At 73.8% G+C, this 13,118-nt stretch carries 9 protein-coding genes, 1 pseudogene and 1 CRISPR repeat array; of the genes and pseudogenes, 5 read left to right on the top strand and 5 right to left on the bottom strand.

Translation table 11 applies throughout. From position 1 onward, the window contains the following. Nucleotides 1-248: 248 nt before the first annotated feature. A complete protein-coding gene (locus tag ACFXHB_RS08660; protein ID WP_380573106.1) occupies nt 249-1,262 on the top strand; it encodes a LacI family DNA-binding transcriptional regulator in 1,014 nt (337 codons plus the stop codon). Between the two features lie 607 nt (nt 1,263-1,869). Here the strand turns inward: ACFXHB_RS08660 and ACFXHB_RS08655 are convergent. The 3 genes and pseudogenes from ACFXHB_RS08655 to ACFXHB_RS08645 form a co-directional block, all read right to left on the bottom strand. Continuing rightward, on the bottom strand, nt 1,870-2,022 hold the full coding sequence (locus ACFXHB_RS08655) for a hypothetical protein (protein ID WP_380573105.1): 153 nt from the start codon (nt 2,020-2,022) through the stop codon (nt 1,870-1,872). 604 nt (nt 2,023-2,626) lie between these two features. Further along, nucleotides 2,627-4,245: direct repeats of the CRISPR family, unit length 29 nt; unit sequence GGGACCAACCCCGCATGTGCGGGGAGCGG. 206 nt (nt 4,246-4,451) lie between these two features. Beyond that, the gene (locus tag ACFXHB_RS08650) at nt 4,452-5,417 is read right to left on the bottom strand and encodes a phosphotransferase family protein (RefSeq protein WP_380573104.1); all 966 of its coding nucleotides are present in this window, start codon (nt 5,415-5,417) and stop codon (nt 4,452-4,454) included. A 143-nt stretch (nt 5,418-5,560) separates the two neighbouring features. Further along, nucleotides 5,561-6,152, bottom strand: a pseudogene (locus tag ACFXHB_RS08645) (epimerase); the annotation flags it as partial. 142 nt (nt 6,153-6,294) lie between these two features. Between ACFXHB_RS08645 and ACFXHB_RS08640 the strand changes: the two are divergent. Next, nucleotides 6,295-6,942, top strand: coding sequence for a YoaK family protein (locus ACFXHB_RS08640; RefSeq protein WP_380573215.1), 648 nt, complete (start codon nt 6,295-6,297; stop codon nt 6,940-6,942). A 64-nt stretch (nt 6,943-7,006) separates the two neighbouring features. On the opposite strand, the gene ACFXHB_RS08635 is transcribed toward ACFXHB_RS08640, so the two are convergent. Together ACFXHB_RS08635 and ACFXHB_RS08630 are read right to left on the bottom strand one after the other, a co-directional pair. After that, nucleotides 7,007-7,975 (bottom strand): linear amide C-N hydrolase, encoded by a 969-nt coding sequence (locus ACFXHB_RS08635; RefSeq protein WP_380573103.1) that lies wholly within the window; start codon nt 7,973-7,975, stop codon nt 7,007-7,009. Between the two features lie 181 nt (nt 7,976-8,156). Then, nucleotides 8,157-8,825, bottom strand: a complete 669-nt coding sequence (locus ACFXHB_RS08630) for a hypothetical protein (protein WP_380573102.1) — start codon at nt 8,823-8,825, stop codon at nt 8,157-8,159. A gap of 717 nt (nt 8,826-9,542) precedes the next feature. Here ACFXHB_RS08630 and ACFXHB_RS08625 point away from each other — a divergent pair. From ACFXHB_RS08625 to ACFXHB_RS08615, 3 genes are read left to right on the top strand one after another with little or no spacing between them, the layout of a single operon-like run. Then, complete coding sequence (locus tag ACFXHB_RS08625; protein ID WP_380573101.1) at nt 9,543-10,067, top strand: PadR family transcriptional regulator; 525 nt, start codon at nt 9,543-9,545, stop codon at nt 10,065-10,067. Then, nucleotides 10,064-10,774: an ABC transporter ATP-binding protein gene (locus ACFXHB_RS08620; RefSeq protein ID WP_380573100.1), complete on the top strand. Its 711-nt coding sequence runs from the start codon at nt 10,064-10,066 to the stop codon at nt 10,772-10,774. Before ACFXHB_RS08625 ends, ACFXHB_RS08620 begins: the two co-directional genes overlap by 4 nt. Continuing rightward, nucleotides 10,771-13,023, top strand: a complete 2,253-nt coding sequence (locus tag ACFXHB_RS08615) for an FtsX-like permease family protein (protein WP_380573099.1) — start codon at nt 10,771-10,773, stop codon at nt 13,021-13,023. Before ACFXHB_RS08620 ends, ACFXHB_RS08615 begins: the two co-directional genes overlap by 4 nt. Nucleotides 13,024-13,118: the final 95 nt, after the last annotated feature.

Raw genomic sequence — 13,118 nt, 5'->3', positions numbered from 1 at the left:
CGCATGTCGGGAAGGCCGGCGCGATCACCTGACCTGCGGAAGTACATCGATGATCAAGAGCTGCAGCTGCCCTGTGACATGGCGGCCGGCCACGGGCACACATCCTCGGCCCGGAGTGCGGGTGGGCGGGCTGGTGGGCATGGGCGCGGGCGGGCGCGGCGGCAGCGGTTCGGGAGGCGGCACAGGCGGTCCTTCACGAGAGCGCAAGAACACGCAAATTCTTGCGCTGAACGACGTACACTCCCCCCATGACACGACGACTTGCCCAGGTGGCGCAGAAGGTCGGGGTCAGCGAGGCCACCGTCAGCCGGGTGCTGAACGACAAGCCCGGAGTCTCGGAGGCGACCAGGGCCGCCGTCCTGACCGCCCTGGACGTGCTCGGCTACGAGCGCCCCACCCAGCTGCGGGGCGAACGCGCCCGGCTGGTGGGCCTGGTGATGCCCGAGCTGCAGAACCCGATCTTCCCGGCCTTCGCCGAGGCGGTGGGCGGCGCGCTGGCCGGCCAGGGATTCACCCCCGTGCTCTGCACCCAGACCGCCGGCGGGGTGTCCGAGGCGGACTACGTCGACCTGCTGCTCTCCCAACAGGTCTCGGGCGTGGTCTTCTTCGGCGGTCTCTATGCCCAGGCCGACGCCGCCCACGACCACTACGCCCGGCTGGCCGAGCGCAGCCTGCCGACGGTGCTGCTGAACGCGGCCATCGAGGGACTCGACTTCGCCCGGGTGTCCTGCGACGACGCGGTGGCGGTCGAGCAGTCGATCGGCCACCTGCGCCAGCTCGGGCACCGCCGGATCGGCCTGGTGCTCGGCCCGGCCGACCACGTGCCGTCCCGCCGCAAGCTGGCCGCCGCGCAGGCCGCGGCGGCGAAGGCCGGCCTCGACCTGCCGCAGAGCCGGGTCGAGCGGGCGCTTTTCACACTGGAGGGCGGCCAGGCCGCCACCACCCGGCTGCTCCGGGAGGGCGTCACCGGCATCATCTGCGCGAGCGACCCGCTGGCGCTCGGCGCGGTCAGGGCGGTCCGCCGGGCCGGTCTCTCGGTGCCGGACGACGTGTCGGTGATCGGCTACGACGACTCGTCGTTCATGACCTGCACCGACCCGCCGCTGACCACCGTCCGGCAGCCGATCGAGGCGATGGGCCGGGCCGCGGTGGACCTGCTGGTGGGGGAGATCGGCGGCGCCCGGATCACCCACGACGAGCTGCTGTTCGAGCCGGAGCTGGTGGTCCGGGGGTCGACGGCGCCGCCGCGCGCGGAGTCCTGACCGCCCGCGCACCGCACCGCACCGTGCGACGGAGGGCCCCGGAGACCACGCGGTCTCCGGGGCCCTCGCCGTGCCGGTGGCCGACCCTTCGGCCCGCGACCTGCTCGAAGTCGCCCGGGCCGAGGGTGGACGGTGACGGTGGGGGCCTGCGCGGTGGAGGCACCTGCGGCCGGATCCTCGTGCCGGAGGGCAGCGAGCCGCCGCACATGGTGCGCAAAAGATTGACAGTGAGACCGCAAGGACAGGGCTTCCTGGGGGCGGCCCCCGGTCCGCGGGGGAGTGGGCCGTCCGGCGCGTCCCTGCCCGCGTGTCGCGGGCAACTCTCGCTGGCGGGTGGGGCCTTCGCCGACCCGGCACGGGCCGCGCGAGGCGGCGGTCCTCACGATTCTCGTCCGACGCTCAGGACCTGAGGCTCCTCGCACCCGACGGACGATCCGTACCCGTTGGGGAGATCTGATCCCGGGCGGACTCGGTCAACGCCCGGAGCTGGGTGGGGAGGGTCGGGCGCGGTGTCACGCTTCCGACGTGGTGTTTCCGGATCGGCGACCGGCCGGACGACCACGCGTCCGGCCGGAATGCCGCGAGCGACGGCTCGCCGCGGTGGTGCTCACCCGCCGAGACGGGCGAGGAGCAGGCGTGCCCGCCGGGTCTTGGCCTCGGCGCGGTTCTTGAGGTACATCGCGTGGGCGAGACGCTGCTGCTCGGCTTCCCGCATCCGCTCGTTGATGATCGCGCGCGCAGTGTCGAGGTGGTAGGTCATGACGGTCGTTCCCCCTGCTGGTGGGCGGCCCGCCGATGGCTTCCGCATCGGCCCCAAGGCCCCCCTTGCACCTATGATTCTACATCAGATATTAGGATCTGCTCTCAACTTCGCAGTCGAGTCGGGCTTTTGTCCTGGTGTTTGAAGGTCTGTCGGTTGGTGAGCAAAAGGTGTGCCGAGTGTGTCCACGCGCCGTCCGGCGGTCGAGCGGCGAGGACTCCACACGGAACCCTCGCCGCTCCGCCCCAGGTCGGACGGCCTCGGCGGGAAGGCCGGCCTCGACCCGGTCCCGGACGCCCTCGCGGTTCCCGCGGACGTGTCGGTGTGGCCGAGGGCGGTGAACGCCCGTTTCGACTGCCCGCTCGAACACCTGGTCGGCGGTCTTCGGCCCGCGTGTCCGAGACCGCCACCGGGGCCCGCTGCCGGATCGGCGCCCGCTGCCTCTTGCACCGCCGGTTGGCGATCCGGCTCGCCACCCGGCGGCGCCCCGACCCCGCAGTCCCCGACTTCCCTGCCGCCCTGGCTGCCGACGATGCGCCGGCCCTCCGACCGGACGCCGACGAACACCACGGTCTTGGCCTGCCAATGGCAAGACGGCCCAGGTGGGATCAACCCCGCATGCGCGGGGAGCGGGCCTCTGGGCCGGCGTCGAGGGTGCCGTTGCCGGGACCAACCCCGCATGTGCGGGGAGTGGTGCTTGGCCCCGCCGGTCAGGTAGCGGTCCATGGGACCAACCCCGCATGTGCGGGGAGCGGGCGAAGTCGAGGAATGCTCGTTTGGTGGTCTCGGGACCAACCCCGCATGTGCGGGGAGCGGACGGCCTCCCGGAGGATGACCTCCTTCCTGGTGGGACCAACCCCGCATGTGCGGGGAGCGGAATCGGTCTCTTCGAAGCGTTCGGCCCCGCCCGGGACCAACCCCGCATGTGCGGGGAGCGGCCGCCGACGTTGACGACGTCGTCGAAGGTCATGGGACCAACCCCGCATGTGCGGGGAGCGGGCCTCGTGGCTGTCGATGGCCTGCTTCCAGTGGGGACCAACCCCGCATGTGCGGGGAGCGGGTCCCGGGCGAAGTGCTGACCGCCGAGTGGCAGGGACCAACCCCGCATGTGCGGGGAGCGGGAACTCGGCCCCGACTGGACGGCCGGGGAGGAGGGACCAACCCCGCATGTGCGGGGAGCGGGGTCGCCGACCGGGTCGAGCAGGCGTCGCGGGAGGGACCAACCCCGCATGTGCGGGGAGCGGGACGCAGTGCACTTCGCGCATGCCGGTCGGCTGGGACCAACCCCGCATGTGCGGGGAGCGGTCCACCGCCGCCACGACCGACGACTTCGCCGCGGGACCAACCCCGCATGTGCGGGGAGCGGCGGTAGATGGTGAGCTGGTCACCCGCGATGCCGGGACCAACCCCGCATGTGCGGGGAGCGGCAGGCTGCGCTGGTCCTTGCAGTCGGCGAGGAGGGACCAACCCCGCATGTGCGGGGAGCGGCGGGCGTTGCCGTCGCCGGGCCAGCGGCAGCCGGGACCAACCCCGCATGTGCGGGGAGCGGCGATCTCGGCGAGGGTGTGGACCTCGATGGGGCGGGACCAACCCCGCATGTGCGGGGAGCGGCCGGCGCGGATCAAGCAGTTCTACGACGTCGTGGGACCAACCCCGCATGTGCGGGGAGCGGGAACACATCCAGGCGAACGACCTCCCGCCGTCGGGGACCAACCCCGCATGTGCGGGGAGCGGGTCGACTGGACCCGGCTGCCGGCGGAGACGGTGGGACCAACCCCGCATGTGCGGGGAGCGGGCACCGAGCTCGTTGATCTCGCTGCTGATCCGGGGACCAACCCCGCATGTGCGGGGAGCGGCGGTCACAGGACGCCCGTGACGAAGGCGGCGAGGGACCAACCCCGCATGTGCGGGGAGCGGACCAACCAGACCGTCACCCTGGACACCAGCAAGGGACCAACCCCGCATGTGCGGGGAGCGGCAGGTGTGGCAGAGCCGGTCCGGGCGGGCGTGGGGACCAACCCCGCATGTGCGGGGAGCGGCGCGGTTCGGTCCGGGCTCAGGCGCGGTCGGCGGGACCAACCCCGCATGTGCGGGGAGCGGACCAGCAGAAACGCCGCAGGGCCCGCCCCCCCGGGGACCAACCCCGCATGTGCGGGGAGCGGGCGCTGGGGAGCTGCTGGCCGAGCCGGGTGTCGGGACCAACCCCGCATGTGCGGGGAGCGGAGTCGATGAGCTGCGGGTCTATCCAGCTAGGTGGCGGGATTTTGCAACTTCGAGAGATTCGGGCATTTCGGGCCCCTTGTCAGCCGCCTGCGCACCCGGCATACCCTATCCAACCCGGGCGGTTCGAGTCCTCCGACCGTCCTCCACCTCTTGCGGGGTCGGCAGGCGCGCGCGTGGCCCGCCACCTGATCCCGGTCGCGCCGGGATCATGCGGGCGTGTCGGAGCGGTGGCCGGCCAGGCGGGCGATGTCGTCGGCGATGGCGCCCAGGGGGTCGAGGGTGCCGATCGAACGGAACCAGGTCCACAACTCCAGTGCGTGGTAGAGCCGGTAGAGGTCGAGGCGCTCGGGGGCGTCGCTCGGGAGCGGTCCGTAGCCCTCGATGAGGGCGTGGCGTTCGGGATCGCCGCGGCCGAGGGAGTAGTAGTCGGTCTTGGCGAGGTCGATCAGGGGGTCCGCGGCGATGGCGTTCTCGACATCGATCACGCCGGTCACGCGGGCCGCTTCCCCGGGGCCGACGAGCACGTTGCCCTCGTGCAGGTCGTTGTGGCAGAGAACGGCGGCCCGGCAGTTGGCGAACAGTGCCTCGTCGCGCCCGATCCGGCGTGCGACCGCGTCGTGGAGCCGGTCGTCGCCGCCCAGGGTCTTGAACTCGGCGAGCTTCTTGGCGAACTGGTGCCGCATGTAGGTCCGGTTGTCGGGGCGGGGGTCGAGGATGCGGTCGGTCACGTATCCGTAGCTCTCCTGGCCGATCCGGTGGATCGTGGCCAGGAGGGCGCCCATCTCTCGGTAGAAGGCGGGGATCCGGGCCGCGTCCAGATCCTGCGACGCCTCCGAGAGGGGGCGTCCCTCCAGCAGGCTCAGAACGGTGACGGCCCGGCCGCCGGGTGCTCCGTCCGGCGTGTGGTGGAGCACTCGTGGTACCGGGAGGGAACCGAGGCCGGCGAGGATCCGGTAGACGTGGACCTCCTTCGCCTGCTTCCACGTCCACTCGGGCGCGTACACCTTGAGGATCGCGTCGTGGGCGGGATCCGTGCACCGCAGCTCGTACACCGTGCTCAACTGACCGCCCGTACGCGGCACCACGTCGGTCACCTCGGCGTCGGGAGACACGTCCCGCAGCAGTGCCTCGGCCCACGCGGTCCCTGGGGGCGAGTGATCGGACTGCGGCATGCGTCGACCATAGGCACCGAGGCGTACTCCGGCAATCGAATTGAACGGGCCGGCCCGGGCGTTGGACCCGGGTCGGGCCGCTGGTGGAGGCTGCCGTGAACACCGGCCCGCCCACCCGGGCCCCGGGCGGCCGACCCACGGGCGCCTACCGGCCGGCGTACGGGCGCGCCCGCCGCCTCCGGCCAGTGCGGGTGCTCGAAACCAAAACCGGCCTCCTGCGACCGGCCGGACACCACCGAGCGGCTCTTGAGCAGTAGTTCGGTGTCCGAGCGCAGGGCGAAGGCGCCGATCTCGGCCATCCCACCGGGTGGCGGGCAGGCCCCTCGGGATGCCACCGGCCTGCCGCAGTGCCCGCACGAACGCGCGCTGGGGCAGCGGCTGGGGCGCGGCGGGGGTGACCGGTCCGGCCAGGTCGTCCCGTTCGAGGAGGAATCCGACGGCGCGGACGAGGTCCCGGTCGTGGATCCAGGACATGTACTGGCCGCCGCCGTCGATCGGGCCGCCGAATCCGCACCGCGCCGGGCGCAGCATCAGATCGAGGGCCCCGCCGAGATCGGGGCTCATCGCCATCGCGCAGCGCAGCGCGACCTCGCGGATGTCCGGCGTCGCGGGCTCGCGCTGCGCCTGCTCCCGCTGCGCCTGCTCCCGCTGCGCCTGCTCCCAGGCCCGGGCGAAGGCGACGCCGGTGTCCCAGTCCCGGGGGATGTCGGGCTCGCCGCCGCCGAGCGTGCCCGTCCGAACGGGTGCCGCCGGGGGTTCGGCGTGCCCGGGGCGGCCGGACGGGCGTAGAACGGGACGTGCGCCGGAGATCACCCGGGACGCGAACCGGAGGAGGACAGCTGTGTGGAGCGACCCCCGTCACGGCCCGTTGGTGCCGATGCTGCTGGTGCTCACCGTCGTCACCGGGCTGGTGGACGCGGTGAGCTATCTCGCCCTCGGTCATGTCTTCGTCGCCAACATGACGGGCAACGTGGTCTTCCTGGGCTTCGCCCTGGCGGGTGCGGCCGGCTTCTCCGCCACGGCCTCGCTCGCCGCGCTGGGCGCCTTCCTGGCGGGTGCGCTGGCCGGTGGCCGGCTCAGCGGGCGCCTGCCCGGCCACCGGGGGCGGCTGCTGGTGGTCTCCGCCGTCCTCCAGGCGGCGCTGCTGGCGGTCAGCACCGTCGTGGCGGCGCTGGCCGGTCACACCGCCGAGCCGGTCCGCTACGCGCTGACCGTCCTGCTCGGGCTCGCGATGGGCTTGCAGAACGCCGTCGTCCGCTCCTTCCGGATCCCCGATCTCACCACCACCGTCCTCACCATGGCCCTGACCGGACTGGCCGCCGACCTGGCCGGCCTGCGCCGGTTCGCCTCGGCCGGCTGGATGTTCGGCGGGGCCTTCCTCGGCGCCGCGCTCGTCCTGAACACCGATGTGACGGCCGCTCTCGGCCTCGCCCTGACCCTGGTCGTCGCCGTCGCGCTCCTCACCGGCCGCGCCGCCGCCGGCCACCCGGCTCCGGCCTGGACCGGCCCGGACGGCGGGGTCTGAGGCACCGTCGGGCCGGGGGCGGACCGTCCGGGCCGCGGCGTCCGCTCCCGGTGGGGGCCGTTCGCTACACCGCCACGAACTCGCCGCTCACATTGCCGACGCGGTCGGGCTCGTTCACCAGGTCGAGCCGCCGTTCCGGGCCGCCCTCGGCGAGATCCAGCTGGGACAGTTCGATCCACACCACGTTCGGGCTCGTGGTGGACTCGAAGAAGTACCGCCGCTCGGTGCAGTCGGTGACGGTGCGCCAGCGGGTGGTCGAGATGTTCGGCCGGTGCTCGTCCGCGGTGCCGAACGGGGCGGAGGCGTTGCGGATCACGCTGAACGCGTACGCCGTGGCCTCCCGGGGGTCCGAGGTGTTCGGGAGCATCGCCGAGTAGTACGCGGCGCGGGCGAAGCGGTCCGGTGAGTCCACGCCACCGGGCAGCGGCTGGTCGCCGCCGTGCGCCGGGTACTGCCGCTGGAGCTCCAACTGCTCCTCGTAGACGGGCGAGTTCGCCATCACCGTGTACTCGGAGCCGTGGTGCACGGAGGTCCTGCCGTCGATGAACTCGACGATGGCCGAGTCGCCGCCCGGGTCCGCGATCGCGATGTGGCCCGTCCCCGGCTTCTCGCCGACGTCCATCCCGATGAGCTGCACGTCGCTGTCCACGAGCCAGCCGACGGCCGCCTCGACCGTGTCGAAGCGGTCGAGCAGGCACTGGATCGCCGAGAACAGTTCGAGTCCGGGGCGATCGGGGTTCCGGCGCCCGTAGTCCGACTCGGAGAGGTAGAGCCCGCTGACCTGGAGTCCTGCTTCGTTGACGCCGTCGACCACGGCTTCGCCGTACATGAGCGCCACGACGCTGCCGTAGGCCGAGGTCCAGCTGAAGGGGCGGGGGTCGTCGGGGAGGTTCGGGGTGCTCTCGCGGGTCACGCCACGCGGGCGCACGGCCAGGACCGTTCCGGTGTCCTGGTACCAGTCCATGCTCCGGCCGACGAGCACATGGCCCCGGCCGGGGCTGCCCTGGGACGACCACAGAAATCGTGTACACATGATCGACATCTTGATTGTTCGGTGGTGACTCAACCCTAGAGCACCCGTTCTTCACCCGTTCGGGGCAAGGGTGACGGGCGGGCCGCCCCGGCGTCCTTCTCCCGCCGGGGTGGCCCGCCCGCGGACGCACGCCGCCGGACGCACGCCGCCGGCGGTCCGTCGGCGGGGTCCGTCGGCGGGGTCAGTCGTCCGCTGTCCCGCCGGTGCTGCGACTGGTGCGCCCGCTCCAGAGCGGTTCGTGCCTGGCCCAGGACCGCTGCCAGGCGCGGTCCGCCCGCCGGTCGAGGGTCCGCAACCGCAGGGCCAGGGCGGCGAGGACGGCCGCCCCGAGGAGGGTGGAGCCCGCGAGGCCCACACAGGCCGCCTCGATCGCCAGGCCGGCGCGCGTGGTCGGGGCATCGGTCGCCAGACCGGCCTCGTCCACCCAGATGGTGACGGTGGCTCCGACGACGGCCGTCCGGTGCACCTCGACGCTGCCGGTGCGCGGCTGCCCGTCGGGCGCGGTCCAGGCGGCCTCGGCGGTCACCCGGCCCTGGTAGCCGCCCGCCGCGCGGCTGCCCACCGCGGCCCCGTGCCGGCCGGTGCCGGTCACCACGGCGTGGACCTGGCGCAGCCGGGCGAGGTCGGCGTCGGTGTCCCGTCCGACGGACTGGTAGCCGAGCAGCGCGCCACCGACCCCGGCGGCCAGCGTGAGGAGCAGCCCCAGCACGGCCGCGCACCAGGCCCGGCTGCGGGACCGGTCCAGCGGCCGGACCAGGGGATCGCGGCGGCTGCCCGCCGCCCGCCGCAGCTGCCGTCCGGCCCGCCGCGGCAGTGACGCGGGCCGGACCGGGCCCGGGGTGCTGGACACGATGCGTGCTCCTCGGATGGTGGGGCGCAGCGGTGTGGGCGCGCCCGGCCGGGATCGTCCGCCGGGGCTCCGGCTCCCAATCTCCCCCCGCTCCGGCCCCCGCACAAGAGCCGCGCGTGCCCGCCGTGCCGGGGCCGTCCGCCACGCTGTCCTGACGGTCGGTCGGCGGGACCGGAGCGGCGCGCGACGGGCGCGGCCGAGGTGCGGGTCCGTGGCGGGCCCCGGGGCGGTGCGTCCCGGAGCCGTGGGACCGGAGCCGTGGGCCCGGTCAGGAGCGACCGGACAGGAGCGACCGGGTACGTACGACCGGGTACGTACGACCGGGACGTTCGACCCTCGGCGGGGGAGGGGTGTACGGGGCAGGCTGGTCGCAGCCGCGTTCTCCGAGTGCCGGGACGCGGCGGGCCCGGCCCGCTGTGGGGGCGAGTCGGGCCACCGGTGTGGAGCGGGGGGCGGACGTGGGGCCGCCTCCCGCTCACGCCTGCCCGTGGGCCTGGCCCCCGGCCCCGAGGCCTGCCACCCGCTCCGGCCCGACCCCGAGCCCCGCCCCCGGCCTCCCGCTCACGCCCCGCCCACGCGCCCCGCTCACGCCCTCCCCTCACGCCCGAGACCTTCGAGTGGACTCGAAGCTGCCCGCGACACCAGCGTTTCCCCAGGTCAGTAACGTATTCTCGCCAGCTATACCCTCGGTGTATACGCCTGGTGTACGGTCCTCCCATGAGTGTTCCTTTGACCCTTCTCGGGCTGCTGGAGCGAGAGCCGAGCCATGGCTACGACCTCAAGCGCGACTACGACGCCCTCTTCGGACGGGGCAAGCCCCTGCCCTACGGCCAGGTCTACGCGACCCTCGGCCGGCTGGCGCGGGACGGCAAGGTGGTGCCCGGTGAGGCCGAGCCCGGCGACGGGCCCGAGCGCAAGCGCTACGTGATCACCGAGGCCGGTGTGACGGAGTTCGAGCACTGGCTCGCCGAGCCCGTCTCGCCCGAACCCAACCTGCAGACGGTGCTGTTCACCAAGGTCGTGCTGGCCCTGATGCTCGGCCGCGACGCCGAGGTGTACCTCGACACCCAGCGCGCCGCCCACCTGCGGCGGATGCGCGAACTGAACGACCTGCGCCGCAACGGGGCACTGGTCGACGCCCTGCTCGCCGACCACGGACTGTTCCACCTGGAGGCCGACTTGCGTTGGATCGACCTGACCGCCGCCCGTCTGGACGCGCTCGCCGAGGCGGTGCGGTCATGACGGCACTGATCGAGGCCCGCGGCGTCACCCTCGCCTTCGGCGAGACCCCGGCCCTGCGCGGCGCCGACCTGGAGGTGGGCGCCGGCGAGGTGCTCGCCATCATGGGGCCGAGCGGCTCCGGCAAGTCGACGCTGCTGCACTGCCTGGCCGGCATCCTCGTCCCCGACGCCGGCGAGGTCCGCTTCGACGGGGAGCGGATCGACACCATGAACGAGGCCGGGCGCAGTGCCTTACGGCGTGACCGGTTCGGCTTCGTCTTCCAGTTCGGCCAGCTCGTCCCCGAGCTGACCGCCGAGGAGAACGTCGCCCTGCCCCTGCTGCTGAACGGCACCCGGCGGGCCGCCGCGCTGGCCGAGGCCCGGCCCTGGTTCGCCCGGCTCGGGCTGGACGGCATGGAGCGGCGCCGTTCCGGTGAACTGTCGGGCGGTCAGGCGCAGCGCGTCGCCCTCGCCCGCGGCCTGGTGGCCCGCCCCCGGGTGCTCTTCGCCGACGAGCCGACCGGCGCGCTGGACTCGCTCACCGGCGAGCAGGTGATGGAGCTGATGGTCGGCGCCGCCCGTGAGCAGGGCACCACCGTCATCCTGGTCACCCACGAGCCGCGGGTCGCCTCCTACGCCGACCGCGAGGCGATCGTCCGGGACGGCCGGGCGACCTCGTTCTCGGCGGGCCCGGCGGCGGGCCGCGCGTCGGAACGGATCGCCTCGTGATCCACTTCGCGCTCCGGCTCGCCGTCAGCGGCGGGAAAGAGGCCCTGGTCAGGCTGGTGATGATCGCGGCGGCCGTGGCGATCGGCGTCGGGCTGTTGCTCTCGACGCTCGCCGGCCTCAACGCCGTCGACCGCGCCAACGAGCGGCAGCTCTGGATGAACACCGGGGCCCAGGGCCGGATCGACGCGGCCCAGGGCCGGACCGGTACGGACCGGGTGGACCCGCTCTGGTGGCACGGCCACGGCGACTTCTACCAGGGCAAGACCGTCTTCGAGGCGGAGGTCGCGGCCACCGGCCCGTCCTCGCCCGTCCCGCCCGGCCTGAGCGCGGTGCCGGCGCCCGGCGAGTACTACGCCTCGCCGGCCCTGGCCGCGCTGCTGCGCGACGTCCCGGCCGTCCAGCTGGCCGACCGCTTCCCGGGCCGCCTGGCCGGGATCCTGGGCGACGAGGCCCTGCCGTCGCCGGACAGCCTGTCCGTGGTCGTCGGCCGCACCGTGGACGAGGTCAAGGCCGCGCCGGGGGCCGTGGCGGTGACCGCCATCGCCACCGGCGTCCCGTCCGACTGCGAGAACGACTGCTTCGGCCAGGGCGTGCGGGGCGACGCGATGACGCTCATCCTCTCCGTGGTGGCCGGTGCGCTGATCTTCCCGGTGCTGATCTTCATCGGCACCGCGACCCGGCTGTCCGCCGCCACCCGGGAGCAGCGGTTCGCCGCGATGCGACTGGTGGGTGCCACGCCGCGGCAGGTGTCGGTGATCTCGGCGGTCGAGTCCACGGCGGCCTCGATGCTCGGTACGGTCGTCGGCTTCGGCCTGTACGTCGCACTGCGTCCGCTGGTCGCCACGGTGCCGTTCACCGGGGACCGGTTCTTCGCCGCCGATCTCAGCCTGGACGCGCTCCAGGCGGTCGGGGTCGCGCTGGGCGTGCCGGTGGCGGCGGCGCTCGCCGCCCGGTTCGCGCTGCGCCGGGTCACCATCTCGCCCCTGGGCGTCTCCCGCCGGGTCACCCCGCGGCCGCCGAGCGCCCGACGGCTCGTCCCGCTGCTGCTCGGCCTCGCCGAGCTCGGCTACTTCGTCGGCAACCGGCCGCCGACGACCAACGGGCAGACGGCGGCCTACCTCACCGGCTTCCTGCTGGTGATGCTCGGCCTGGTGGTCGCCGGCCCGTGGCTGACCATGGCCGCGGCCCGGGCGGTGGCCCGGCGGACCAGCCGCCCGGCCACGCTGATCGCGGTGCGCCGCCTGGCGGACGACCCGAAGGCGGGGTTCCGTTCGGTCGCCGGCCTGGTCCTCGCGCTGTTCGTCACCACCGCGACCGTGTGCATCATCGGCACCATCGACGAGAACCGCGGGGCGCTGAGCGGTGATCCGGGCACCCGCAAGGCCGTGGTGCACACCTCGGGGGACTACCTGGGCCCCTTGGTGATCGACTCCGTGTCCGACAGCCTGCTGGCGCGGGCGCGGGCGGTCCCCGGCTTCGAGGGGATCGCGCTGGCGCACGTCAACCCGGCCGGGATCGGCGCGGACCCGGCGGACCCGCGCGCCTTCGCGCCCGCCCTGGTGCTCTGTTCGGAGCTGGCGGGCATCCCGGTGATGGGGCACTGCGCACCGGGCGCGAGCGTCGCGGCCGTCCCGATGTGGCGGTTCGTCAGCCTGCGGGAGTCCGTGGACGAGGAATGGCCCGCGGCGCCGGTCCCGGCGGCGGAGGTGGCCGGGCTGCCGGTGAAGATGATCTACGCGACCACCGACGGGTCGTCCTCGGCGATGGAGCAGCTGCGGACCCTCTTCACCCAGGCCTACCCGACCTTCGCGTCCCGCATGGTCGAGGACTGGGGCACCACCGCGCAGCGGGAACTCGCGGGCTGGCGGCAGCTGGCCGACGTGGTCCTGCTGACCACCCTGCCGATCGCCGGGTGCAGCCTCGCGGTCAGTGTGGTGGCGGGCCTCTCCGACCGCCGGCGGCCGTTCGCGATGCTGCGCCTCACCGGGGCGCCGCTCGGTCTGCTGCGACGGGTGGTCGGCCTGGAGAGCGCGCTGCCGCTGCTGCTGGTGTCGGCGCTCTCGATCGGGACGGGTTTCGCGGCGTCGGCCATGTTCCTCAAGTCGCAGATGCACTACGACCTGGTGTCGCCGGGGGTGCTGTACTACGCGCTGACCGGGCTCGGCCTGGCGGCCTCGCTCGGGATCATCGCCTCGACGCTCCCGCTGCTGAGGCGGATCACCGGCCCGGAGGCGGCCCGCAACGGCTGATCCGGTCGGCGGTCGCCGAGTCGGACCGGGTTCCGGAGCGGCCACGAGCGGGAGCGGCACGGCCCGGGCCGGCCGAACCGCCCCGGGCCGGCCGA

Origin of the sequence: Kitasatospora sp. NPDC059327 (assembly GCF_042752535.1) — a bacterium.
Lineage (GTDB): Bacteria > Actinomycetota > Actinomycetes > Streptomycetales > Streptomycetaceae > Kitasatospora.
The sequence above is the reverse complement of the archived record's forward strand: the minus strand, read 5'-3'. Positions and strand labels throughout refer to the sequence as shown.

What these genes read in the sequence shown, in the direction of transcription:
- ACFXHB_RS08660 (WP_380573106.1), top strand. Translation starts at nt 249, where the DNA reads ATGACACGACGACTTGCCCAGGTGGCGCAGAAGGTCGGGGTCAGCGAG.
- ACFXHB_RS08655 (WP_380573105.1), bottom strand. Translation starts at nt 2,022, where the DNA reads ATGACCTACCACCTCGACACTGCGCGCGCGATCATCAACGAGCGGATG.
- ACFXHB_RS08650 (WP_380573104.1), bottom strand. Translation starts at nt 5,417, where the DNA reads ATGCCGCAGTCCGATCACTCGCCCCCAGGGACCGCGTGGGCCGAGGCA.
- ACFXHB_RS08640 (WP_380573215.1), top strand. Translation starts at nt 6,295, where the DNA reads ATGCTGCTGGTGCTCACCGTCGTCACCGGGCTGGTGGACGCGGTGAGC.
- ACFXHB_RS08635 (WP_380573103.1), bottom strand. Translation starts at nt 7,975, where the DNA reads ATGTGTACACGATTTCTGTGGTCGTCCCAGGGCAGCCCCGGCCGGGGC.
- ACFXHB_RS08625 (WP_380573101.1), top strand. Translation starts at nt 9,543, where the DNA reads ATGAGTGTTCCTTTGACCCTTCTCGGGCTGCTGGAGCGAGAGCCGAGC.
- ACFXHB_RS08620 (WP_380573100.1), top strand. Translation starts at nt 10,064, where the DNA reads ATGACGGCACTGATCGAGGCCCGCGGCGTCACCCTCGCCTTCGGCGAG.